Below are 22,790 nucleotides of genomic sequence, written 5' to 3' on the forward strand. Positions count from 1 at the left end.
GGAGGCCATCAACCGCTACGTGGCTGAAACCAATGCACGTCCCAAGCCCTTCACCTGGACGGCCAACCCAGATGAGATCATCGCTGCCGTCCGGCGAGGGCACCAAGTGTTAGATTCCGTCCACTAGCATCGAACGATGTTGGCGAGGCCTATGACTCGGAACAGGCGAAAGCTGACGCGGCCCTGATCGGTCAGTTGATCGACCTGGACGCGAGTTATGACCCTGAAGCCAGTTTATATGCTGCTGGCGCAACCTTCGGGATGATCGGCCGGCTTGCCCTTAACGACCAACTTGACGTCCTTCCGCCGGAGGCATTGGTCGCTGCAACGCAGGATGCTGTTGGCGACCTCGAATATGCTCTCGAGAACCTGCCTCAGCAGGAACTCGTGACAGCACTCGGTATCCTGTTCGAGCCAACCTCCGAACAAGGCGAGTTCGCGTTCGACTTCGAGGTTACGACCACGTCTCTCAAACAGGAGTTCATCGAGTTCGTAGCATTGAATGCGTTGAACGACGCCATTGATTTTGGTGAGGCGGACGATGTTCCCCTCGATACGGGTTTTCCCATGAGCGGAGTGAGTGAATATCAGCTCACCTTCAACGCGGTGACCCGTGACCTCGACTTCGCGTCGGTCTAGCGAGAAGGATTGACGATGGTGACCCTTCCGGTTGCTCGCGAGGGCTTCCGGATCGGGTCGCTGGCTTTGGGGACAGCGAGAGCGTGCGATTCCCTTTGGCGTAGGATGCGGCCCGGACTCTTGTTTGGGCTTCCGAGCGCTCCTTGCTTTTCCAAGCCAACCTTCGTGGAGCCGCGCGTCTTCGGTCGCAGTGGTGCGGACGGCGGGGGTCGAACCCGCACGGGCAAAGCCCGAGGGATTTTAAGTCCCTTGCGTCTACCAGTTTCGCCACGTCCGCGTTGGAATGAGGGTTATCGGGCCAAGGCCAAGTGTGCAAGGGCCAAGAGTTATTCTCTCCCGCCGTCACTCAGGGGTGCGGAAACCGTAAAGCCAGTCGTAGCGCCGGGTCATGCCCTCCGGTCCGAGATGGCGCATGACCTGATTGCGCCCGAAGCCCACCAGGCCCCCGGCATGATAGATGCGCCCGTTCTTGCGGGCTTCATTCTGCACGCGGCTTGCGCGCCCGATACGCAGCTTCTCATAGGCGGAAAGGGCTTGAGGAATGTCCTGCCGGTGCCGGCCCAGGAGAAACGCAAGCGTCGCCGCATCCTCGACGGCAAGAGCCGCGCCTTGCGCCAGGAAGGGCAGAACGGGATGGGCGGCGTCTCCGAGAAGGGCGACACGGCCCTTGGCGAGGCGCTCGGCCGGGTGGTCGAACAGCGACCAGCGCAGCCATTCCCGCGGTTGCGACAGGAGCGTGCGCAGGGCAGGGGCGGCCGAGGCATAACGGGCAAGCAGCTCGTCCCGATGGCCCGGCGCGGCCCAGCCTTCCACGGGCGTCGGGCTTCTCTCGATGGCCACCACGTTGACGAGCCGGCCGCCGGCGATCGGATAATGCACCACGTGCCCCTTCGGGCCGAGCCACAGGCCGGTCTCGTTGCCTGCAAGTTCCGGAGGCGCCGCGTTCCGCTCGAAGTTGGAGCGCCAGGCGATGGTGCCGCGAAAGGCCGGGGGCTTCCCGCCGCCGAGGGCCTGGCGGACCTTCGACCAGACGCCGTCGGCTCCGACGATCATGTCGGCCTCGATCGTCTCCCGTGCGCCGCCGGCGGAGATCCAGGTGAGTCTGGCTTTCTGAGGCCCGTTCTCCACCTCCTCGACGGTCCGGCCCATGACGAGCCGGATCGCCGGTTCGGAGCGGACGGCGTCGAGGAGAATCGTCTGGAGATCGGCCCGATGCACGACCCAGTAGGGCGCTTCGAAGCGCTCGCGCATGAAGGCCCCGAGGGCCACCTGTCCGATGGGCTTGCCCGAGCCAATGGCGCGCACGACGACCCGCTGCGGCTCCGTCACGACGCGGCGCAGGGCGGCGCCGAGCCCGAGCCCGATCAGGATCCGGCTGGCATTGGGCGACAGCTGGAGACCGGCGCCGACCTCGGAAAAGCCGGTCCGGCGCTCGACGAGGGTGACCGCATGGCCCTGCCGGGCCAGCGCCAGGGCCGCCGTCAGACCGCCGATGCCTGCGCCGACGACCGCAATCGAGAGTCTGGACACTTAGAGCCTCGGGGCCGGAACTGGAGCCCGTTTCCGGGATCCATCCGGCGCCCGCTTTCTCGAGGAGCGCATCGCTGGATCGGAATAACCGGGGCCGTCCGTTCGCATGGTGCGTTAGCGCGAGGCGGGATCGGTGGCGAAATCGGGCTCCCACACGCACTCGGCCGGGCGGGCCTCGTCGGCCTTCAGGGACGGATCGTACTTGAACAGGGTCGAGCAATAGGAGCAGACGGTCTCGCTGTCGTAGCCCATGTCGATGAAGATGTGCGGGTGATCGAAGGGCGGAGTCGCTCCGATGCACATGAACTCCTTCGAGCCCACGTGAATGACGGGAACGCCCGGATCGTTGTGGAAGTGGGGGGTGCCTTTGTCAGCCATGGCCGTTGCTCTCGAGCGATGAAATTTGCGCGCACCATAGTGGCCGATCGGCCATGCGCCTAGAGCCTTTTTCGGCGCCCGGGGAAGGGACCCGGTCCGCCGTCGCCGCTCGTCATCCTGGACGGAGCAGCCGGTCCGGGATCGGCGGCAGAACCGGATGCGGGACCCGCGACGTTGTCACCCCCCGCGCCGACGCTATCATCCCCGCGCAGGCGGGGATCCAGAGCCGCGACGTCTCGGGAATGGGCGAGCAGCGTGACACCTCCGTCGGCATCGTCAGCGGATATGGATCCCGGGCTCCGCTGAAGCGGCCCCGGGCTGACGGGGAGGGTGTCATGGCCGGAAGGCATGACGTGGAGGAGGGGAAGCCACGGCCTCGCGGATGAGCCCTCGTTCCGGCCGCTCCTAGAGCAGCACTCCGCCAGGCCCGCTGAGCCGTGTCATCCCCGGCGAGCGAAGCGAGGGAAGGGGATCCACTTGCACACTCGGTGCGATGGATCCCCTTCCCGGTCCCGCGGACCGCCGGGGACGACAGCGGAGCGCTTCCCTCGGCGCCGCGCTTCACGCCATCGGGATGGCCGGGACACGCCCTGTTCCCCACGCAACGCATCGTGGGGCGCGGAAAAACCGGGTCCACTTTTCCGCACGATGCGCTAGGGTGCGCCGCATCCGGCAACCTCCGTTTGGTCCCATGCGCTATTTCAATTCCGACGGCGTGAGCATCGCCTATATCGATGTCCCGCCCCACGAGGGTCAGGGCGACCCGATCCTCCTCATCCACGGCTTCGCGTCGACCCACGCGGTGAACTGGGTCAATACGTTGTGGGTCAAGACCCTGACGCGGGCCGGATACCGGGTGATCGCGTTCGACAATCGCGGCCACGGGCAGAGCGAGAAGCTCTACGATCCCGTGGCCTACGATTCCTACCGCATGGCCGAGGACGGGCGCCGGCTCCTCGATCATCTCGGCATCGAGCGCGCCGACGTGATGGGCTATTCCATGGGGGCGCGGATTGCCGCCCATATGGCGCTCGCCTCGCCGGACCGCATGCGCTCCATGCTGCTCGGGGGGCTCGGCATCCATCTCGTCGAGGGCGTCGGCCTGCCGCTCGGCATCGCCGATGCCATGGAGGTGCGCTCGCTCGGTGACCTGACCGATCCCATGCAGCGCATGTTCCGCGCCTTCGCCGAGCAGAACGGAAGCGATCTGAAAGCGCTCGCCGCCTGCATCCGCGGTTCGCGGCAGGTGCTGTCGAAGGCCGAGGTCGCGTCCATCACGCTGCCCACCCTGATCTCCGTCGGCACCGCCGACGACGTGTCGGGCTCGGGTCCCGAACTGGCCGCGCTGATGCCCAATGCGACCGCGCTCGACATTCCCGGGCGCGATCACAACCTTGCGGTCGGCGACAAAGCGCACAAGCAGGGCGTGCTGGACTTTCTGGCCGGACGGCCATGATGGATCCGGGCAGGAGACGCGCATGACCCGGCTCGACAGTGCCATCCGCCGGCTGACGGCCCAGCGCGATCTTCTCGACTGGGCCGCGCAGAACGTCGGCCCCGCCGGACTCGTGCTGGAAATCGGCCTCGGCAACGGTCGGACCTACGATCACCTGCGCGCCAAGCTGCCGGGACGCGAGATCCATGTCTTCGAGCGCTCGCCCGCCGCCCATCCCGACTGCTATCCGCCGGAGGGCTACCTGATCGTCGGCGACCTCTTCGACACCCTGCCGCCGTTCATCGAGCGGCACGGACGGGGCTCGGCCGCCCTGATCCATATCGATATCGGATCGGGCGACGAGGAGGCGAACCGCAGCCTCGCCCGGCGGCTGTCCCCCTTGCTCGAAGCCCTGCTACAGCCGGGCGGAATCCTGCTGGGGGACCGGGCCTTCGACATGCCGTCGTGCCGGGATATTTCGGCCGAGACGAAGGTGCCGGAAGGGCGCTATTTCGTGTACCGCCGCGCTGCCTGAGTTCAGCGGCCGGTGAAGACCGGATTGCGCTTCTGCAGGAAGGCATTGCGTCCCTCGATGGCATCGGCGCTGTCGAAGCACCGGTCGGCGAGCGCGACCGGATCGACACCGGGGTGCAGGACGCCGGCCGCTTCGTCGATGGCCGCCTTGGCGGCCTTGATCGTCAGGGGCGCGTTCATCGCAATCGCCTGGGCCAGAGCCAGGACGGCCGGTTCCAGCTGCTCCTCGGCCACCACCTGACGCACGACGCCCAGGCATGCGGCTTCCTGCGCATCGATCCGCCTTGCGGTGAAGAACAAATCCTTCGCGGCCGCGGCGCCGACGGCTGCCGTCACGAGCTTCATGGCTCCGGGTGGATAACCGATCCCGAGCCGCGCCGCCGGAATGCCGAAGACGGCGCTCTCGGAGGCCACGCGCAGGTCGCAGGAGAGAGCCAGGCCGAAGCCGCCTCCCAGGCAGAAGCCGCGGATCATGGCGATCACCGGCTTGGAGCAATGGGCGACCGCCCAGAAGGCGGCCTCGTTGGTGGCCTCATACAGCCTCCCGCCTTCGGCATCGGCGCGCAACGTCGCGAACTCGCCGATATCGGCCCCGGAGGCGAAGGATTCCCGCCCGGCACCCCTTAGGACAATCACGCGCACCTGCGGGTCCCGATCGAGTGCAACCATGATGTCGGGAAATGCTTTCCACATCTCCAGGTCCAGCGCGTTGTGCTTGGATGGATTGTCGATCGCCAGCGTTGCAATGCCGTCGGAAAGCGAAACGACAAGCTTGGACGTCGACGGTGAAAAAGAGTAGGTCATGGGTCGCTTGGATCTATGGTAAGGGGCTCGCGCTTCTTATCTATGCTGAGGCGATAGTGAAGCCGGCAAGGAGACTATCATGACACAGACGCGCCTGAAGGCGGGAGCCCCAGATGCCGTGGCCGGAAAGGTCGATCCGGTCTGGAACCGCCTGCGCTCGGAGGCCGAAGCCATCGTTCAGGCGGAACCGTCTATCGCCGGCTTCGTGCTCAGCGCCGTCCTGCATCAGCCGAGCCTGGAAGCCGCGGTCATCCATCGGGTCGCCTCCCGCCTCGGCCATGCGGCGGTTCCGGCCGACATCATCGAACAGATCTTCCTCGAAGCAGTGGAGCACGATCCCACCATCGGGGCAGCCATGCGGGCGGATATCAGCGCCGTGATCGACCGGGACCCGGTCGTGACCCGGGCCATCGAACCCGTGCTCTACTTCAAGGGCTTCCACGCCATTCAGACTCACCGCCTGGCCCACTGGCTCTGGAAGAGGGGACGGCAGGATTTCGCGCTCTATCTTCAGAGCCGCTCCTCCGACACGTTCCAGACCGACATCCACCCGGCTGCCCGCATCGGCCGGGGCATCTTCCTCGATCATGCCACGGGCCTCGTGGTGGGCGCCACCGCCGTCATCGAGGACAACGTCTCCATGCTTCAGGACGTGACCCTCGGCGGGACCGGCAAGGAGCGCGGAGATCGGCATCCCAAGATCCGTCACGGCGTTCTCATCGGAGCCGGCGCCAAGATTCTCGGCAATATCGAGGTCGGCCATTGCGCCAGGATCGCCGCCGGATCCGTGGTTCTCAAGCCCGTGCCCCATAATGCCACGGTGGCCGGCGTCCCGGCGAAGGTCATCGGCACGGCCGGATGCGAGGAGCCTGCCCGCTCCATGGACCATTGCTTCTCGGAGATGGACGGAATCTGAGGGGAGGGCTCCCTTCGGGACCTAACCCCGCTTGCTCGCGTTTGCCGGGCATGGCAAGTGCAGCATCCGTGAAATCAAGAAAGGACCTGTAGTGGACAAACCCGAGATGGCTAAAGTCGAGCGCTACCTGCGCCAGACCTTTGCGAACCACTCGATCCGCGTCGTCGGTCGCCCGAAAAAGGCTGATTCGGCGGAAGTTTACATCGGTGAGGAATTCGTCGGCGTCCTGTTCCTCGATGATGAGGACGGTGACCGCTCGTTCAACTTCACCATGGCCATCCTCGATACGGATCTCGAGGATTAGGCGGTTTTTCGCAGCAGGACCTGTCCCGGGTTCTGCTGCTTTTTCCTTTGGGATCATCGATGCCGATCTACCGCCTCGACGACACCGCTCCGATCCTTCCCGAACCCGGCCGCTTCTGGATCGCTCCGGACGCCCATGTGATCGGCAGGGTGCGCTTGGGGCTGGATGTGGGAATCTGGTTCGGGGCCGTGTTGCGCGGCGACAACGAACTGATCGATATCGGTGAGGCCACCAATATCCAGGAAGGGGCTTTGCTCCACACGGATATGGGCGCGCCGCTCACCGTCGGAGCAGGGTGCACCATCGGGCACAAGGCTATCCTGCATGGCTGCACGATCGGCGAGAACTCCCTGATCGGCATGGGAGCCACCGTCCTCAACTATGCGCGCATCGGTGCGAACTGCTTGGTGGGGGCCAACGCGCTGGTCACCGAGGGCAAGGCATTTCCGGACAATTCGCTGATCGTCGGCGCGCCGGCCAAGGCCATCCGCGTGCTCGATGAGGATACGATCGAGCGGCTTCGCTGGTCTGCCAGGAACTATGTGGACAATTGGCAGCGTTTCGCAAAAGGAATGAGGCGGATCGACTGATCCGCCTCATTCCTGAATTAGCGCATCGTCGAGAGCAGAAAACCGGGGCCACTTTTCGCTGACGCGAACCTCCGGTTCCGCCCGATGCGCCAGCGCCGGTTTGGTTTCTAGCGGTTCGCGGTGGTGGTCGGCGACGAGACGATGCCGCCGAGCGACACCCAGCCGACCGTGTCCTGGCTCTCGCGCTTGATGTAGACGTAGCCGGTGCGGTGCCAGGGGAGAACCGAAGAGGTCTTGTTGTCGAGGACGAAATCGCCCCGGTTGGTGCGGACCATCAGGACGGCGTGACCTTCGCCAAGCTCGTCGATCACGACCGTCATGCGCATGGCGCGGCGAGGCAGGCCAGCTTCGGCAAGGAGCTTGCGCTTCAGGAGCTGAAAATCCTCGCAATCGCCGCGGCCGTCCTCGGGGAAGCCCCAGACATCGACGACGCCCCAGTGATCGGCATCCGTCACGGCCTTGATGCTGGAATTCACGCGCTGATTCACTGAGACGATCGTCTTCCAGGCCTGGGCGGTTAGGTCGATCGTATCGGGTTCCGCCACATTCACGGTGCATTCGGACCGATAGTTCTCGCAGAACTGCGACCAGCCCAGAAGCGGCTTGGCCGTGCCGACGCTCGTGATCGGAGCGGTGGAAATGGGCAGGGCGGCCAGGGTTTGAGCCTGAGCGGCTGTGCCGAAAAACAGGAGAGACAGGCCTAGAAGAGCTGTTTTGATGAACTTGCCGAAAATGGCAGGCTTCTCATTTGCGCCACAGAAAAGGCCGTTCTTGAAATAATCCTGCCGCATGCCCCACCAGCCGGTTAACGTTCTTTTAACCAAACTGACATGGTTGCATTTCAGGCTCAAGAGGAAAGTAAAAGGTGGGTTAACGCGTCGCGCCTCGACCGGTTCCATTATGGTTAACAAAAAGTTCGAGGGCCCAAAAGGAGAATGGAAAGTTTTCCTCTAGGGCAAGCTTGGCCGTTGCTAACCTGTTGGTTTTTCTCGACTGCGGGCCTGATTGAGGCTAGCTGAGAGAATGAACCAAACGCAGCCGGCGTAACGATTTAAGCCGTCTTCCAGACAAAAAGTTATTCATGTCTCCACAACCGCCCCGCCTTCGTGAGCCGATCCTCAACCTGCCGGCGGCCATCAGCGTGTGCCTGGCCGTGCTGATCGGCATCCACGCCATTCGGATGTTCCTGTCCGATGAAACGGATTTTACGCTGATCATCGACTGGGCCGTGATTCCCGCGCGTTGGGTCGTGGCCTTCGGGGGCGTTCAGGTCGATGAGATCATGAGGTCCCTGCGAGAGGGCGTGCCGGAGGACACGGTCACGCCGATGATGGCATTGGCCCAATACGTGCTGGCCTCCCAGGAGGGGCGGCCCTGGACCGTGCTGACCTATGCCTTCCTCCATGGCTCCTGGGCGCATGTGCTGATCAACAGCGTCTGGCTGGCCGCGTTCGGCACGCCCATCGTCAGGCGCTGCGGCGCCGGGCGATTTCTCATCCTGTCGGCAATCTCCGCCGTGTGCGGAGCCGTTTTCTACGCATTCATGAACCCCTTCCAGGTCCTTCCCATGATCGGCGCGTCCGGGGCCGTTTCCGGCCTGATGGCGGCAGCCTCCTGGTTCATGTTCGCTCCGGCCTCGTGGCATTGGGAAGGGCGCCTGACGCAGCCGCACGAGAGGCCTCGCGAAACCCTGGGACACATGGTGCGCAACCGGCAGGTTCTGATCTTCCTCGGGATCTGGTTTGCCGCGAACTACGTGTTCGCCTTCGTCCAGCCCCTGGGGCTCATGGATGCGAGCATCGCCTGGGAGGCCCATATCGGCGGCTTCCTGGCCGGTCTTGTCATTTTCCCGGTGCTGGACCCGCTTCCCGCAAGGCCAAGCCGCATCTCGGCTTGAAACCGACACGGTTTGCCCCAATCATCCTTAGGCTGACGTAGGGTTCTCACCCCAATGTCATGGGGAGCGAAACCCAGCTTCGGCCTTGCGGGCGGGAGGCACTGACGGTCCTCGCCGTGCGCACAACGGGAGGGAATAAATGATCGTCAATCGAATCCTTTCGCTCAAAGGCCGCGAGGTCGCCACCATCGAGCCGAGCCGATTTTTGAGCGAAGCCGCCAGGGTTCTCGCGGAGCGCAGAATAGGTGCCCTTCTTATCGTGGACGGTGACCGGCCGGTCACCGGGATCATCTCGGAGCGCGACATCGTGCGCGCCGTCGCCATGCACGGTGCCAAAGCGCTGGATGAGCCGGTCTCCCGTTTCATGACCGAGAAAGTGGTCACCTGCACGGGCGAGACGTCCATCAACGATGTGATGGAGCTCATGACCCAGCAGAAATTCCGGCACATCCCCGTCGTCGAAAGCGGGCGTCTCTCCGGCATCGTCTCCATCGGAGACGTGGTGAAACTGCGTCTTGAGGAGGTCGAGGCGGAAACTCAGGCGATCAAGGAATATATCGCGACGGCCTAGAGCATCGGACCTGCAAGTGGAAACCACTTTTAGGATCCATCCGATGCTCCTTCTCTTGGCTGGCGCATCGTCCAAAGCGTAAAGCCGGGTCCGCTTTTTCGCACGATGCGCTCGTCAATTCGTCTGCGTTTCCTGCAGCAGTTCGAGAATATCCGGCAGGGCGCGTTCCGTGGCCTGCCGGCCCAAGGTGATGCATTCCTGGGCCCTGTGGAACTCGAACAGGCCCATCTTGGCGAGCTTTGGCGCCACCATGATGTCGGGCGGGTCTCCGGCAAGCCTCGAGCGGGCGATGCGATCCTGGGTGATGTTGAAGGCATCGACCATCACCGTGGCAAGCCCTGGCGCATTCGGCTTGCGCGGCTTGTCCGCTCGGGAGCCGGGGAAGATGCCCCAACGCCGGGGCGCATCGTCGATGGCCTCCTCGATCTCCTGCTCGTCGCTCGTCCCGGCATCGTAGGATTGGATGACGGTGCCGCGCACCCGGACCTCGCCGTTGAGGTTCACGCAGATGACGATGTCGGCGCCGAGCGCCCGGGCGGCGGTGATCGGGATCGGATTGACGAGGGCGCCGTCCATGAGCCAGCGCCCACCGATCATGACGGGATCGAACACGCCCGGAAGGGCGTAGGACGCCCGCATGGCCTGGACGAGGGGGCCGCGCGTGAGCCAGATCTCATGGCCGCTTACGAGTTCGGTCGCGATGGTGCAGAATTTGACGGGGAGCGTTTCTACCCGTTGGTTCGTCAGGTCCTGATCGAGCAGGCGCTGCAGGCGCCCGCCGGCGATGAGGCCCGCGCCGCTGAAATGGAAATCGAGAAGCCCCATGACGCGCCGCTTGGTCAGGGACAGGGCGAAGGCCTCCAGTGCGTCGAGCTTGCCGGCCGCGTAGCAGCCGCCGACCACGGCGCCGATGGAGGAGCCGGCAATCACATCCGGAACAATGCCGGCTTCCGTGAGGACGCGCAGCACGCCGATATGGGACCAGCCGCGGGCAGCGCCGCCGCCCAATGCCAGGCCGATGCGCGCCCTCGTGCGAGGTGTACGCTCGACAGGTGCCTTGATCTCCGTCACTCCCCCACCGCCCCCAGATCCGGCGTTGCGTCGGGCGATATTGTCCCACAACATGGCGAACTCCAAGGCATCCTGTCCCATTCATGCCGGCATTCCGTGAAAGCCGCGTGAACGATGCCCTCAAGTTTCAATTAGGACTGGTTCAGGAAAACTGAACAGTGGAGCGCTGCAGAGCCCGCTGCGACAAAATGATGATGACGAAGGCGAAGACGATGAGCAGGCCCAGCATCGCGCGAAGGCTGAGGATTTCTCCGCCGAATCCGATCAGCGGGGGACCGAGAAGCAAGCCGCCATAGCCTAAAGTTGCCACCATGGCGACGCCCATGCTCGGCGGAAAATCCTTCATCTGTCCCGCCGTGCTGAACAGGACCGGCACCGTATTGGCCAGGCCGATTCCGACGAGGGCGAAGCCGATGGAGGCGGGCAGGGGGTGTGGGAGGAGCATCGCCAGGGCAAGGCCGAAGGCCGAGAGCAACCCTCCGAGCTGCAGGGTGCGCACGCGGCCGAGATGCCGGACGACGAAGTCACCCATGAAGCGGCAGACCGTCATGGTGAGGGAAAAGGCGGCAAAGCCCGTCACGGCAGCCTCGAGGCTCGCCCCGGCGACGGTCTGAAGATAGATCGCAGACCAGTCGACAATGGCGCCCTCGACGATGAAGCAGAACATGGCAAGCACGGCCAGGATAATGACGCTCCCCCGCGGCCAGGCGAAGCCATGCCCGTCGATTGCCCGCTCCTTTTCTCCGAGCATCCAGAAGGCAGCCAGCAGGAAGAGAAGGCCCATCCCGAGGCAGGAGATCAGCAGCGTCGGGACAATTCCCACGTCGAGGGCGATGAGGAGGCCGGAGGCTCCGGCTCCCGCCAAGCCACCCAAGCTGAAGAAGGCGTGGAAGGACGACATGATGGCCGAACCCCAGGCCTTCTCGACCACTGTGGCGTTGGTGTTCATGGCGATGTCCATGGTGCCGTTGCAGGCCCCTGCCAGGAGGGCGGCCACGACAAAAAGGCTGAGGTTCGGCGCAAGGCCCGGAAGAAGCAGGGCCGGCGCGAAGGAGAAGGCGGCGATCAGGGTCGTGGTGCGACTGCCGACCACCGCCACGGCCCAGCCGATGATTGGCATCAGCGCCACCGCGCCGAGAGAGAAGGCCAGAAGACCGAGGCTGAGCTGACCATCGGACAGGCCGAGCGACTCCTTGAACCGGGGAAGCTGGGCTGCCCAGGTGCCGATGCCGAAGCCGTTGCCGAAGAAGATGGCGCTGGCGGCCACCCGCGCGGGGAGAAGGTCACGTCGTGTCATCGGGTCTTCCTAACCCGGACCTCCGAAAACTGCACCCGTTTCCTGGACGATGGCAGCCCTGCATTCCCGGAGGGCTGCCGGTCTCAGTCGATCACGAGGCGAGGTTCGCTGCCGGAGGTCTCGACCTTCCGGTAGAAGCAGGAGCGCCGCCCGGTGTGGCAGCAGCCGCCATCGCCTGCCACCTGGACCTTCAGCAGCAGGGCGTCCTGATCGCAATCGACGCGCATTTCCTTGACGGTCTGGATCTGCCCGCTCGTCGCACCCTTGTGCCAGAGTTCGCCGCGCGAGCGCGACCAGTACCAAGCTTCGCCGGTTTCGATCGTCCTGGCCAAAGATTCGGCATTCATGTGCGCGACCATGAGGATCTCACCGGTCGCGAAATCCGTCGTGACGCAGGTGATCAACCCGTCTGCCCCGAAGCGAGGCGACAGGACGGTTCCCTCCTCGAGCTCGGCTTTGGAGCCGGGCGCCGGAAAGGAATTGGAGCTTGTCGCGCTCATGGACGGCCTCAGCCTCTGCTGTTCCGCACGAGCGTAAGGAAGCGCACCTGCTCGGCCGGCTCTTCCTTGAAGATGCCCGTGAACTGGGTGGTCAGCGTCAGGGCGCCCGCCTTCTGGATGCCGCGCATGGACATGCACATATGCTCGGCCTCGATCATGACCGCCACGCCGCGTGGATCGAGCGCTTTGACCATGGCCCTGGCAATCTGAGAGGTCATGGTCTCCTGCGTCTGCAATCGGTGGGCATAGGCATCCACGAGGCGGGCGAGCTTGGACAGGCCGACGACGCCCTTGGTGGGGTAATAAGCCACATGCGCCACGCCAAAGAACGGCACCATGTGATGTTCGCAATGGGAGTGGAAGGGAATATCACGCACGAGCACGATGTCGTCGTAGCCTTCGACCTCTGCGAAGATCTTGTCGAGGATTTCCGATGGATCTTCGCCATAGCCGGAGTAGAACTCCCTGAAGGCCTTGGCGACACGCTTGGGCGTGTCCTGCAGACCTTCGCGGGTCGGATCGTCGCCTGCCCAACGGATCAGGGTACGAACTGCCGCCTCGGCCTCTTCCCGGGTGGGGGATGCAACTGGCTTGTCGGCGGCTGTAGTCAGACGCGCAGACAGGGACTTCACCACATCACTCACGTGGACCCTCTTTCTCAACTTTTGGACCGAGGAAGCTTGGCTGCCCGGCAGTTTCTATTTTCTTTCCAGACAGCGGTATGAAGACCGCTGTCGCAGAACTCATTCACAGCGCTTATATAGGTATATGAGCACATTCCCAACCGTCATGTCATAGGCCGATATGCTGAACGACATCTACAGCCGACGCATTCTCGAGCTTGCCGCCGACATTCCGCACCTAGGACAGCTGTCCGACGCAGATGCATCCGCGACGGCTCGGTCCAAGCTCTGCGGCTCGACTGTTACAGTCTATGTGAAGCTCGAAGGCAACGTCGTGACGGCCTTTGCTCATGAGGTGAAGGCGTGCGCTCTGGGCCAAGCCTCATCGTCGATCATGGGGCGGAATATAATCGGCGCGACCATAGCGGAGCTCCGCGAGGTCCGCGATGCGGCAAGTCGTCTGCTCAGAGCCGATGGAGATCCCCCTCAGGGGAAGTGGGGAGACCTTAAGGTCTTGGAACCATTAAGGGATTACAAGGCGCGCCATGCCTCGATCCTTCTCACCTTCGATGCCGTCGTGGATGCGCTCGACCAAGTCGAGTCCCGGCGAATTGCGAGCGGTGGATAAATGCCTAGCCCTGCCCAGCGGATGGCCCATTGGGCCATCCGGGGCAATCAGCTGAGACTGTCAGGGCTTGCGAGGCGTGAAGCCTTGGCGTTCGGCGCGGGCCGCTCTTCAGGCAGGAACCTGCACCCCTAGCCCGCGACGCGCGATTCGCTCTTGATCGTCAGGGGAGCCGTAGCGCCGGTCCAGAATGCGGCTCGTGTTCGCCCAGTCGGACATGGTCCGAACCGTTTCCATCTGCTCGGCGACGAAGGGGTCGGAGCGCCATGCCTGCGCCCGCGGCCAAAGAACGTCCAGAGGCTCATGGAGAACATTCCCAACCTTCGCTTCGTAGATCGGAAACGCGCGAAGCGCTCCATCGGGCTCGATCTGCAGGATGTCGAGATCGACTAGGCTCGCCCCTGGTCGAGGCAGGAAATACCTGACATCGGTCACGGTGATCTTGGGACCGTTTTCGTGACGAGCGGCAATGCGCCGACCGACGTCGATCAGATCGACCAATTCCTCGATCGTGAGAAGTCCGGTTGTCTCGAACTCCCGCTCGGCCCCCAGGCCGGACGGAACGACCGCGCCGAAGCGGATGAAGTCGAGCCTCGGGAACCGTTCGATGGCCGCCTCGACGAATCGCTCCAAGTCCGCTTCCTTCGCACCTGGACGAGTCAGCGTGTAATCGATCCCCAACGTGAAGCATGTCTGTCCGGCTGCCCGGCGCTCGTCTTTCACCCGGTGCAGGGCGTCCAGCGCTCTCATCCCGCGCTCGAATGCGCCGGCGCGCCCGCGGACGGCATCGTGGATATCGGCGTCGGCGCCATCGATGCTGACAGCCACGCCCGAGACCGCATCCGCGAGGGCGGCGGCCATCCTGTCCTGGATCGACCAGCCGGTCGTGAACACCGTGACCTCGATGCCCGCGTCATGCAGACGCTTCATGGCCTCGACGGCCCAACGGACCGACATCGGTTCGCCACCGCTGAACATCACGTTTTTCGCCTGCGCCGCGAGCATCACGTCGACGACACGCATCGCTGTGGCCCGGTCCAATGTGCGAGCGGACCGGCGTCCCGATTCCGAATAGCAATGCCCGCACCTCAAAGGACAGGAGTAGGTAATATCCCAGATGAATTTGCTGATTTTTACGGTCATTATTCTTGCTCCAAATGCCGCTTCGCGACTCAGCGGGCGAAACAACAATGAAATGAAGTATCGTGTAAAAATCTAAGCGCGCCACTATGTGGTGGTTGAGTCTTGCACAGTTATATACGATATAACGAATACATCTTAGGTTGTGTCACCAGGGGAATGCCGTAGAGTCGTGAGTGCTTTCATGCTGTCGCAACCTTACGTGACATGCCGATCGATCGAGGATTGAAACTGAGAAACAGACCCCAGGGGACAACAACGAGGCATTTCCCCCGTCGGATCGCCCACATGGCGATCCGCGGCTACCAGCTGAGCCTCTCCGGTCTTGTCGGCCGCCAGTGCCGCCATCTGCCGTCCTGCTCCGAATACACGGACGAGGCGATCCAGCGGCACGGCTTCTGGCCAGGAGGGTGGATGGGGCTCGCCCGCATCTGCCGCTGCGGCCCGTTCGGCACTCACGGCATCGATTGGGTGCCTGAAACATTGCCCGACGGCTCGGCCTGGTATAAGCCCTGGGCCTATGGTCGCTGGCGGGGCGTCAACGCTCCCCCGATCACCTGCGAGGCAGTCGAACCTGACGGCGACTGAGTTCGCTCACATCTCAACGAACCGTCGGCCCCCGCTTACCTGCTCCGTTGGCAGGAGTGAGCCAGGAGAAACATTTGATGATTACCCTGACATTCCCCGATGGCGCCCAGCGCCAGTACGAATCCGGCATCACCGGACGCGATATCGTGGAAGGCATTGCCAAGTCGCTGGCCAAGCGCACCGTCGCCATGGCTCTCGACGGCACGGTCGCCGATCTCGCCGATCCGATCACCAAGGACGCCAAGATCGAATTCCTGAACCGCGAGGATCCGCGCGCGCTGGAGCTGATCCGGCACGATGCCGCGCACGTGCTCGCGGAAGCGGTGCAGGAGCTGTTCCCCGGAACCCAGGTCACCATCGGTCCGGTGATCGAGAACGGCTTCTACTACGACTTCGCCCGCAACGAGCCCTTCACGCCTGAAGACTTCCCGGCCATCGAAGCGAAGATGCGCGAGATCGTCGCGCGGGACAAACCCTTCACCAAGGAGGTCTGGAGCCGCGACAAGGCCAAGCAGGTCTTCAAGGAGAAGGGCGAGGCCTACAAGGTCGAGCTCGTGGACGCGATCCCGGAAGGACAGGATCTCAAGATCTACTCGCAGGGCGACTGGTTCGATCTCTGCCGCGGCCCGCATATGACCTCGACGGGCAAGATCGGCAACGCCTTCAAGCTCATGAAGGTGGCGGGGGCTTATTGGCGCGGCGACTCGAAGAACGCGATGCTCACCCGCATCTACGCGACCGCCTGGGCGAACCAGGAAGACCTCGACAACTACATCCGCCAGCTCGAGGAAGCCGAGAAGCGCGATCACCGCCGCCTGGGCCGCGAAATGGACCTGTTCCACTTCCAGGAGGAGGGGCCGGGCGTCGTCTTCTGGCATCCGAAGGGCTGGACGGTGTTCCAGGAGCTGATCTCCTACATGCGTCGCCGCCTGAAGGGCACCTATCAGGAGGTGAACGCGCCGCAGATCCTCGACAAGGCCCTGTGGGAGACCTCCGGCCACTGGGGTTGGTATCGCGAGAACATGTTCGCGACGCAGACCGAGGACGATCGCATCTTCGCCATCAAGCCGATGAACTGCCCGGGCCATGTGCAGATCTTCAAGCACGGTCTGAAGTCCTACCGTGATCTGCCGCTGCGTCTTGCCGAATTCGGCAATGTGCATCGCTACGAGCCCTCGGGCGCGCTGCATGGCCTCATGCGCGTGCGCGGCTTTACGCAGGACGACGCGCACATCTTCTGCACGGAAGAGCAGCTGGCGGCCGAGTGCCTGAAGATCAACGATCTGATCCTCTCGACCTACGCCGATTTCGGCTTCGACGAGATCGTCGTGAAGCTCTCCACTCGTCCCGAGAAGCGCGTCGGCACGGACGAGATGTGGGATCATGCGGAAGACGTGATGACCCGCGTCCTGAAGCAGATCGAGGATCAGTCCGGCGGACGCATCAAGACGGCGATCAACCCGGGCGAGGGCGCGTTCTACGGGCCGAAGTTCGAGTACGTGCTGCGCGATGCCATCGGCCGCGACTGGCAATGCGGCACCACGCAGGTGGACTTCAATCTGCCGGAGCGCTTCGGCGCGTTCTATGTCGACCAGGACGGCCAGAAGAAGACACCCGTCATGGTGCACCGCGCGATCTGCGGCTCCATGGAGCGCTTCACCGGCATTCTGATCGAGCACTTCGCCGGGCACTTTCCGCTCTGGCTCGCGCCGGTGCAGGCGGTGGTCGCCACCATCACGTCCGAAGGCGATGAATACGCCATGGAGGTGGTGCGCGCTGCCGAAGCCGCTGGGCTTCGCGTCGAGGCGGATCTGCGAAACGAGAAGATCAACTACAAGGTCCGCGAGCACTCGCTCGTGAAGGTGCCGGTGCTTCTCGTGGTGGGTCGGAAGGAGGCCGCCGAGCGGACCGTGTCCATCCGCCGCCTGGGAAGCCCGAACCAGCAGAGCATGACCCTCAACGAGGCTCTGAAGGCTCTCGCCGCCGAGGCCGTCACCCCGGACGGCAGGCGCGCGGCGAAGGCGGTGTCGGAGCCGGAAGGGCACGTGACGCTCGACGGGCATCACGTGGTCGAGCGGACGATCGCTTAGGGACTTATGGATTCAATGACGAAGGCGGCGCTCCTGAAAAGAGGCGCCGTCCTTTGCGTTCATTCGACCCCTTCACGTCATGGCCGGCCTTGTGCCGGCCATCCCGATTCTATGAAGCGCCGCCGCGCCGAAGCACACGCCCCGTGTCATCCCCGGCGAGCCGAAGGCTCGGGAAAGGGATCCATGGTTCGGAGCCTGTGAGTGGATTCCCTTCCCCTCCGCTTCGCTCCGGCCGGGAATGACACCTGATGGTGCCTTTCCGATCGGGATCACCGGCACAAGGCCGGTGATGACGAAGGCGATAATCTGCCGCCTCAGGTCGTCTGCCGCTGGCGACCTGTGGTACGGCCACCGGGGGCAGTGCCGGCAGTCGTTCCAGCGGTGCCGACTCCCGGATTGCCTGTCGCGGCACCTGCGTCGCCCGCTTCCGTGCCGGTGGCATGAGTTCCCTGGCTCTGCCCGACGCGCAGATTGTTCTGCACGTGGCTTACGCCCGACACGGATTCCGCCACATCCTCTGCGCGCCGCTTCTCGTTGCGGTCGCGAACCGTGCCCGTGAGGGTCACTTCCCGGTTCTGAACCTGGACGTCGATCTCCGACGCGTCGATCATGGCATCGTCGGTCAGGCGCTCGTTGATGTCCTCGCGGATGCGGTCGTCCGAGCGCTGGTAGCCCTTGGGACCGCGCCCCTGATGCTCGCTCCGGCGCACCTCGCCGCGGCTGGCGGTCGCGTCGTTGCCGAAGCGGGTGTTCCCGGGACCCATGCCGTAATTGCTGTGATCCCGGCGCTCGTTCACGAGGCTCCAGGTGCGCTCGCGATCCTGCATGCGGCGGTCGTTCTCGTTGCTGTCATCGCCGGGACGCGCGCGCTCGCCGGTGATGGTGGAGGCGCCATAGCGCTTCGGATGATAGCCTCTGCCGGCGGAGCCGCGGCCGGCATACTCGTCGCCGTAGCTTTGGTAGCCGTCGCCGCCGAAGCCGCCGCGCATGCGCGCATTGCGCGCTCCCTCCTCGCCGGGATAGCCGAAGCTGCCGAAGGCCGCGCGCACGTCGTCCTCGTCGCGGAAACGGAATTGCTCGCGGCCACGACTGCGCGAGCGGTCGTCCTGGCCGCGCCGATCGTCGTGATAGTCGTGCGGGCGATGGCGCCAGTCGTCATCGTCGCTCCTCAATCGCCGATCGAGCTCACGGCGCTCGTCACCGGTCAGGCGGGTTTGTCCACCGCCTCGGGTCTGGTCGGCCCGAGACGACGTCGGCGTCCCGGTGAGGTCGGGTTCCGAAGGCGTGGAGATGCGATGCAGCGCGCGGGATGCTTCGCCCTCGCTGTCGGTCGCGAGATCGCCGAGCGCCACGATGCCGACCAGGTGCTTGTCGTGATCGACCACCGGCAGGCGGCGGATCTGATGATCGCTCATCAACTCGACAATGTGGTTGACGTCGTCGTCGTCGAAGCACCACCACACATTGTCGGACATGATATCCCGCACGCGAGTCGTGTCGGGAGGGAGGCCTGCCGCTGTCGCCCGGACGGTAATGTCCCGGTCCGTCACCATGCCGCGCAGGCGGCGTCCGTCGCAGACGGGCAGGACGCCGACATTCATCTCGTCCATGAGGCGCGCCGCTTCCTGGATGGTCCGGTCCGGACTCACCACGCGCACATTGCGGGTCATGATCTCTGCGATTTTCATGAGCTTTCTCTCCAGCAAGGTCACGCCTTGGGAGTTCAGGCTCATGCGCGGCGTGACCGGTGATTGGCCATCGGTCAATGCCGCCGAGACGGAAAGGTTCAGCGGTTTTACGGGGTGGCGATGATCTCGATGTCCCGATCGAGTCCGCTCTCGATCTTGAACTCGCGGGTATAGACCTTGCCCTCGTGGCGCGCGATCAGGACGTATTCACCCTCGGCCAACGTGACGGACGGAAAGGCCCCAATGGCTTCGCGGATCACGTCGCCGCCAGGGGTGAGCACGCTGAAGGCCGTGCCGGCAAAGGCTTCGCCACCGGCCGATCCGACCAGCTTGAGGGTCACGGTTGCCGCGCGGTGATTGAGGGTCGCTTCGGTGACGCGCCCCGATTCCACCTTCAGGTCGCTCCGCATGATGGCGTTGGCATCGCCATAGGTGGAGACCACGTGATAGGTGCCCTCGGGCAGGCGGATCATATCGTTCGCCTTGGCATCGGCGATCACGAGCCGGCCTTCGGAATTCTGGGCCTCCGGCACGTAGACGGAAAAGGAAAGGCGGTTGACGGCAATGGGATTTCCGCCCACGGCACCCTTGAGCTGGAGGGCGCCGGCATTGATGGCGAGCCGCTCGTTGAGATTGCCCCGCTGCACGCTGATGCGTTTCGAGGCGCTCGCAAAGCCATAAGCCACGTGGATGATGTAGTTGCCCGGGGAGAGGGTGAAGCTCGGCATGGGGCTCGTGGAGCGGGCCACGATATTGGGCTGGGATGCGTCGCCCCGATCCTCATAGATCCGCCAGACCAGCCCCGAGCGGATCGGCTCGTTGCTTCCGGCAAAGTTCGCACCGGCATTCAGCGTCACCTGCCCGATCGAGATCGGGGGAGGGCTCTGCGACAAGGACGGCATGGCCGGCGACTGAGCCGAGGCGGGGTTGGCTACGACGAGGCCGAGCAGGCAGAGAATGGGAAAGGGATGTTTCACAAATAGGGTCACCGATTGAAAATCGGCTCTCATTGGAGCGGGGAGGCAATCGCGGTCTGAATCGGCCTCTCCTCGCTTTTCACGAGATCGGAGGCGGCTGCAATCAGATTTTCGAGCGACATCGGGCGAAAATGGAACTCGACCCGGTGGCGTCCTGGGCCGATTTCGACGCCGCGGAACAGGAGATTGGTGCGCAGGATCGGCCGGCGCTCGCCATCGACCCATGCCTCCCAGCCGGGATAATGGATGTCGTGCAGCACCAGCACCCCGTTCTCGCTGTTCTCGACCTCCAGCGTGACCGAATTCCGCTGATAGCTGACGATGCGCGCTTCTCCCTTGGCCTTGTCGCGGGCGGCGCCCGCTGGCGTGTAGGAAGCCTCGAGCAGCGACATGCTTTCATCGTCGATGAGAGCTTCCGTCTCGCGGTTGAACTCCGGCAATTCCTCGAGACCCAGCACGGCCTCGGAATCCACGGGTGTCACATGATGCGCCACGTAGGCGCGCGGGACGGAGGTATTCAGGCGGTAGATCCACATCCGCCCGGTCCCATAGACGATCTCGGCATCGGTCAGGCGCGGGAAATGGCGCGGCAGCTTCTCCACGGGCCGGTCGAGCACGATGTAGTCCAGCCCGAGAAGGCTCGCGAGCTCGCACTTATAGCCCCGGAAGCTCGTCGGGAACCGGCGCAGATTGGGATCTTCCGCATTCTCGCCGGGGCCGATGGCACGTTCGTAATCGGCCAGACGCAAGGGGTTGTAGCCGATGATGTCCTCGATCCCGAGGACCATCGACGCGTTCTGCCAAGCGCCCTTCAGGCCAAGGATCTCGACGCGGGGATATTCGCCCCGCGCATTGCGTTCGGCGAGCTCCCTCTTCAGGATCTGAAGGCCCTGCAGCTGCTCGGGCGGCAGTTTCGTGAAGACGGTGTAACGCTCGGCAGGTTCCGCATTCAACGCGGAAGCCGCATGGCGGCCGATCAGCTCCGCACCTGTCAGGGTCACGAGCACGAGGGCCATAGCCTCGCGCCAGCGCGATGCGCCGCTCATCCTGGTGATCACGGCGATGGCCAGGGTTGCCACGGCGAGGCTTATGCCGATCTCAATCAGGGCAGGGGTGACATGGCCCCCCTCGATGGCGAAGGCGAGGGCGCTGGCAATGGCCGCGACCAGGAGGCCCAGCGCGAGCAGGGGCAGAGCGGCCCAGAGCCGCCCGAGCGAGGCCCTGTTCCACTTTGGCAGCCCTTCCGTCGCATAGCGATGGACAAGGTAGCCTGCGGCAAAGGCCAGGGCGATGTTGATGAGGAAGGTCGCGTCGGCCGGCCTGCGGTAGAGGTTCACGCCCGGGATATGATCGAAGATGACTTCGAAGCCGGGCGTATAGCGCCCAAGGGCATAAAGAAGGGCGACTATGCCGACGACGAGGAAGAACCGGAACTCGCGCGCGAACAGGCGCCCGCCTGCGATGCCGTGCCACAGGAGGAGGACAGCCGGGATCGTGCCGATGAACAGGTAGTTGGTCGCCCTGTCGGTCCAGGTTCCCTCGGACAGGCTGTGCCAGTCAGGTCCCCAGTAATCGTATGTCCAGCGCAGGGAGCCGAAGACATTGCCGAACAGGATCGTCGCCAGGCTCTCCGGGGGCAGGGACCCCATGGCGGCCACTCCGAAGCCGAAGGAGGGGCGCGTCGAGGTGGCGAGGAACTGCATCGTCAGCACGATCGGCACGGCGAGAAGTGCGCCGCCGACCAGCCCCATGAAGACCAGGAGCCCGAGGCGGGACTTGAGATAGGCGAAGGACCGGGGTGCCATCCAGATCCGCTGCACGGCCAACGCGACGAGCGTCAGGGCGCAGAGAAAGGCGACCTGATCCCGCCCGATGACCATCATGGCGGCGCTGACGGCGAAGAGCAGGCTGTAAAGGTACGAGCGGCGGTCCAGCGCTTCCTCCAGAAGCCAGAAGGCGAGCGGGAACAAGCCGTAGCTGAAGATCATGCCCGTGTGCTGGAGCCGGGCCGTGGCCGAGCCGCCGAGCATGAAGATGAGCGCGGCCACCACGGCGCCCGCCGGATGCCATCCTCTCCGGCGGAACAGGGGCACGAAAGCGAGCGCTCCGGGGAGAAAATGGGCGAACACGACGCCGTCGAAGAGCTGCATGGACGGCTCGGGGACGAGCCATCCGAACAGCAGCATGGTGGGCGTGAACAGCAGGGATTGGGGGTCTGCGGCCGAGGGGTGTCCGCCGAAATGGTAGGGGTTCCAGAGAGGGAGCTCGCCATGGGCCAGGGCGCTGCCCAGGTAGCGCAGGGTCGGATAGAACTGGTTCTTCGAGTCCCAGGGAACGACGGTTCCGGTCAGGGGCCATGTGGAGGCGGCCAAAGCCCAGGCTACGAGGATGAGGGCAAAGGCCATCAGCGCCTGGCGCTGCGGCCAGGCTGTCAGGGAAGCGGGACTGTCCAGTCCGGGAATCGATGTCTGCATTGCTCTCAAGCGGCGTCCCACCAACTTAACCTCTTCCCATGGGACCACCGTTCGGCCTGCCTTAAGCATGCCGCCGGGTCTGCCACGGGTTGAAACCTGCTTGGCGTCTGACCGCACTC

The 22,790-nt window shown here is 64.1% G+C and carries 23 protein-coding genes, 1 tRNA gene and 1 pseudogene; 12 read left to right on the plus strand and 13 right to left on the minus strand.

From position 1 onward, the window contains the following. Positions 1 to 127 (plus strand): annotated as a pseudogene (locus tag FS320_RS45945) (IS630 family transposase); the annotation flags it as partial. A gap of 68 nt (positions 128 to 195) precedes the next feature. After that, positions 196 to 639, plus strand: a complete 444-nt coding sequence (locus tag FS320_RS14910) for a hypothetical protein (RefSeq protein WP_152712648.1) — start codon at positions 196 to 198, stop codon at positions 637 to 639. Between the two features lie 191 nt (positions 640 to 830). On the opposite strand, the gene FS320_RS14915 is transcribed toward FS320_RS14910, so the two are convergent. The 3 genes from FS320_RS14915 to FS320_RS14925 form a co-directional block, all read right to left on the minus strand. After that, positions 831 to 916, minus strand: a tRNA-Leu gene (locus FS320_RS14915). A 65-nt stretch (positions 917 to 981) separates the two neighbouring features. Beyond that, on the minus strand, positions 982 to 2,169 hold the full coding sequence (locus tag FS320_RS14920) for an FAD-dependent oxidoreductase (protein WP_162003011.1): 1,188 nt from the start codon (positions 2,167 to 2,169) through the stop codon (positions 982 to 984). Between the two features lie 114 nt (positions 2,170 to 2,283). Beyond that, positions 2,284 to 2,547 carry a zinc-finger domain-containing protein gene (locus FS320_RS14925; RefSeq protein WP_009489367.1) on the minus strand — a complete coding sequence of 88 codons (264 nt, stop codon included), beginning with the start codon at positions 2,545 to 2,547 and terminating at the stop codon, positions 2,284 to 2,286. 691 nt (positions 2,548 to 3,238) lie between these two features. Between FS320_RS14925 and FS320_RS14930 the strand changes: the two genes are divergently transcribed. Together FS320_RS14930 and FS320_RS14935 are read left to right on the plus strand one after the other, a co-directional pair. After that, entirely contained in the window at positions 3,239 to 4,003 is a 765-nt protein-coding gene (locus FS320_RS14930; protein ID WP_152712678.1) for an alpha/beta fold hydrolase, read from the plus strand. Between the two features lie 22 nt (positions 4,004 to 4,025). Next, positions 4,026 to 4,517, plus strand: a complete 492-nt coding sequence (locus tag FS320_RS14935; protein ID WP_162003012.1) for a class I SAM-dependent methyltransferase — start codon at positions 4,026 to 4,028, stop codon at positions 4,515 to 4,517. Between the two features lie 2 nt (positions 4,518 to 4,519). Here the strand turns inward: FS320_RS14935 and FS320_RS14940 are convergent, their stop codons facing one another. Then, entirely contained in the window at positions 4,520 to 5,320 is an 801-nt protein-coding gene (locus tag FS320_RS14940) for an enoyl-CoA hydratase (RefSeq protein WP_152712650.1), read from the minus strand. Positions 5,321 to 5,399: 79 nt separating this feature from the next. Here FS320_RS14940 and cysE point away from each other — a divergent pair, with 79 nt between their 5' ends. The 3 genes from cysE (at position 5,400) to FS320_RS14955 (ending at position 7,130) form a co-directional block, all read left to right on the plus strand. Continuing rightward, positions 5,400 to 6,236, plus strand: coding sequence for a serine O-acetyltransferase (gene cysE / locus FS320_RS14945; protein WP_152712651.1), 837 nt, complete (start codon positions 5,400 to 5,402; stop codon positions 6,234 to 6,236). Positions 6,237 to 6,342: 106 nt separating this feature from the next. Next, entirely contained in the window at positions 6,343 to 6,540 is a 198-nt protein-coding gene (locus tag FS320_RS14950) for a DUF3126 family protein (protein WP_152712679.1), read from the plus strand. Between the two features lie 59 nt (positions 6,541 to 6,599). Continuing rightward, on the plus strand, positions 6,600 to 7,130 hold the full coding sequence (locus FS320_RS14955) for a gamma carbonic anhydrase family protein (protein ID WP_152712652.1): 531 nt from the start codon (positions 6,600 to 6,602) through the stop codon (positions 7,128 to 7,130). 107 nt (positions 7,131 to 7,237) lie between these two features. Here FS320_RS14955 and FS320_RS14960 read toward each other — a convergent pair whose 3' ends face one another. After that, positions 7,238 to 7,921, minus strand: a complete 684-nt coding sequence (locus FS320_RS14960) for a transglutaminase-like cysteine peptidase (RefSeq protein ID WP_152712653.1) — start codon at positions 7,919 to 7,921, stop codon at positions 7,238 to 7,240. A 290-nt stretch (positions 7,922 to 8,211) separates the two neighbouring features. Between FS320_RS14960 and FS320_RS14965 the strand changes: the two genes are divergently transcribed. Together FS320_RS14965 and FS320_RS14970 are read left to right on the plus strand one after the other, a co-directional pair. Next, on the plus strand, positions 8,212 to 9,027 hold the full coding sequence (locus tag FS320_RS14965; RefSeq protein ID WP_152712654.1) for a rhomboid family intramembrane serine protease: 816 nt from the start codon (positions 8,212 to 8,214) through the stop codon (positions 9,025 to 9,027). Between the two features lie 139 nt (positions 9,028 to 9,166). Further along, positions 9,167 to 9,598, plus strand: coding sequence for a CBS domain-containing protein (locus FS320_RS14970; RefSeq protein WP_152712655.1), 432 nt, complete (start codon positions 9,167 to 9,169; stop codon positions 9,596 to 9,598). Between the two features lie 114 nt (positions 9,599 to 9,712). Here the strand turns inward: FS320_RS14970 and FS320_RS14975 are convergent, their stop codons facing one another. The 4 genes from FS320_RS14975 to folE all read right to left on the minus strand — a co-directional run bounded on the left by FS320_RS14975 (position 9,713) and on the right by folE (position 13,110). Further along, positions 9,713 to 10,723: a patatin-like phospholipase family protein gene (locus FS320_RS14975; protein WP_152712656.1), complete on the minus strand. Its 1,011-nt coding sequence runs from the start codon at positions 10,721 to 10,723 to the stop codon at positions 9,713 to 9,715. An 88-nt stretch (positions 10,724 to 10,811) separates the two neighbouring features. Continuing rightward, the gene (locus tag FS320_RS14980; RefSeq protein ID WP_152712657.1) at positions 10,812 to 11,966 is read right to left on the minus strand and encodes an MFS transporter; all 1,155 of its coding nucleotides are present in this window, start codon (positions 11,964 to 11,966) and stop codon (positions 10,812 to 10,814) included. An 83-nt stretch (positions 11,967 to 12,049) separates the two neighbouring features. Then, the gene (hisI, locus tag FS320_RS14985; RefSeq protein WP_152712658.1) at positions 12,050 to 12,466 is read right to left on the minus strand and encodes a phosphoribosyl-AMP cyclohydrolase; all 417 of its coding nucleotides are present in this window, start codon (positions 12,464 to 12,466) and stop codon (positions 12,050 to 12,052) included. A gap of 8 nt (positions 12,467 to 12,474) precedes the next feature. Further along, on the minus strand, positions 12,475 to 13,110 hold the full coding sequence (gene folE, locus FS320_RS14990; RefSeq protein WP_162003013.1) for a GTP cyclohydrolase I FolE: 636 nt from the start codon (positions 13,108 to 13,110) through the stop codon (positions 12,475 to 12,477). A 160-nt stretch (positions 13,111 to 13,270) separates the two neighbouring features. Between folE and FS320_RS14995 the strand changes: the two genes are divergently transcribed. Then, positions 13,271 to 13,717, plus strand: coding sequence for an iron-sulfur cluster assembly scaffold protein (locus FS320_RS14995; protein ID WP_152712660.1), 447 nt, complete (start codon positions 13,271 to 13,273; stop codon positions 13,715 to 13,717). A gap of 108 nt (positions 13,718 to 13,825) precedes the next feature. Here the strand turns inward: FS320_RS14995 and FS320_RS15000 are convergent, their stop codons facing one another. Beyond that, positions 13,826 to 14,857 (minus strand): radical SAM protein, encoded by a 1,032-nt coding sequence (locus tag FS320_RS15000; RefSeq protein ID WP_152712661.1) that lies wholly within the window; start codon positions 14,855 to 14,857, stop codon positions 13,826 to 13,828. A 204-nt stretch (positions 14,858 to 15,061) separates the two neighbouring features. Here FS320_RS15000 and yidD point away from each other — a divergent pair, with 204 nt between their 5' ends. Together yidD and thrS are read left to right on the plus strand one after the other, a co-directional pair. Continuing rightward, positions 15,062 to 15,442, plus strand: a complete 381-nt coding sequence (yidD, locus tag FS320_RS15005; protein WP_420846736.1) for a membrane protein insertion efficiency factor YidD — start codon at positions 15,062 to 15,064, stop codon at positions 15,440 to 15,442. Positions 15,443 to 15,519: 77 nt separating this feature from the next. Continuing rightward, positions 15,520 to 17,532: a threonine--tRNA ligase gene (gene thrS, locus FS320_RS15010; RefSeq protein WP_152712663.1), complete on the plus strand. Its 2,013-nt coding sequence runs from the start codon at positions 15,520 to 15,522 to the stop codon at positions 17,530 to 17,532. 314 nt (positions 17,533 to 17,846) lie between these two features. On the opposite strand, the gene FS320_RS47875 is transcribed toward thrS, so the two are convergent. The 3 genes from FS320_RS47875 to FS320_RS15030 form a co-directional block, all read right to left on the minus strand. After that, positions 17,847 to 19,220 carry a CBS domain-containing protein gene (locus FS320_RS47875; protein WP_244627152.1) on the minus strand — a complete coding sequence of 458 codons (1,374 nt, stop codon included), beginning with the start codon at positions 19,218 to 19,220 and terminating at the stop codon, positions 17,847 to 17,849. 107 nt (positions 19,221 to 19,327) lie between these two features. Then, positions 19,328 to 20,230, minus strand: coding sequence for a hypothetical protein (locus FS320_RS15025; RefSeq protein ID WP_152712664.1), 903 nt, complete (start codon positions 20,228 to 20,230; stop codon positions 19,328 to 19,330). Further along, positions 20,227 to 22,671 (minus strand): glycosyltransferase family protein, encoded by a 2,445-nt coding sequence (locus tag FS320_RS15030; RefSeq protein WP_152712665.1) that lies wholly within the window; start codon positions 22,669 to 22,671, stop codon positions 20,227 to 20,229. The genes FS320_RS15025 and FS320_RS15030 overlap by 4 nt, the downstream gene beginning before the upstream one ends. Positions 22,672 to 22,790: the final 119 nt, after the last annotated feature.

Source organism: Microvirga tunisiensis, from assembly GCF_009296175.1.
In the GTDB taxonomy this organism is placed as follows: domain Bacteria; phylum Pseudomonadota; class Alphaproteobacteria; order Rhizobiales; family Beijerinckiaceae; genus Microvirga; species Microvirga tunisiensis.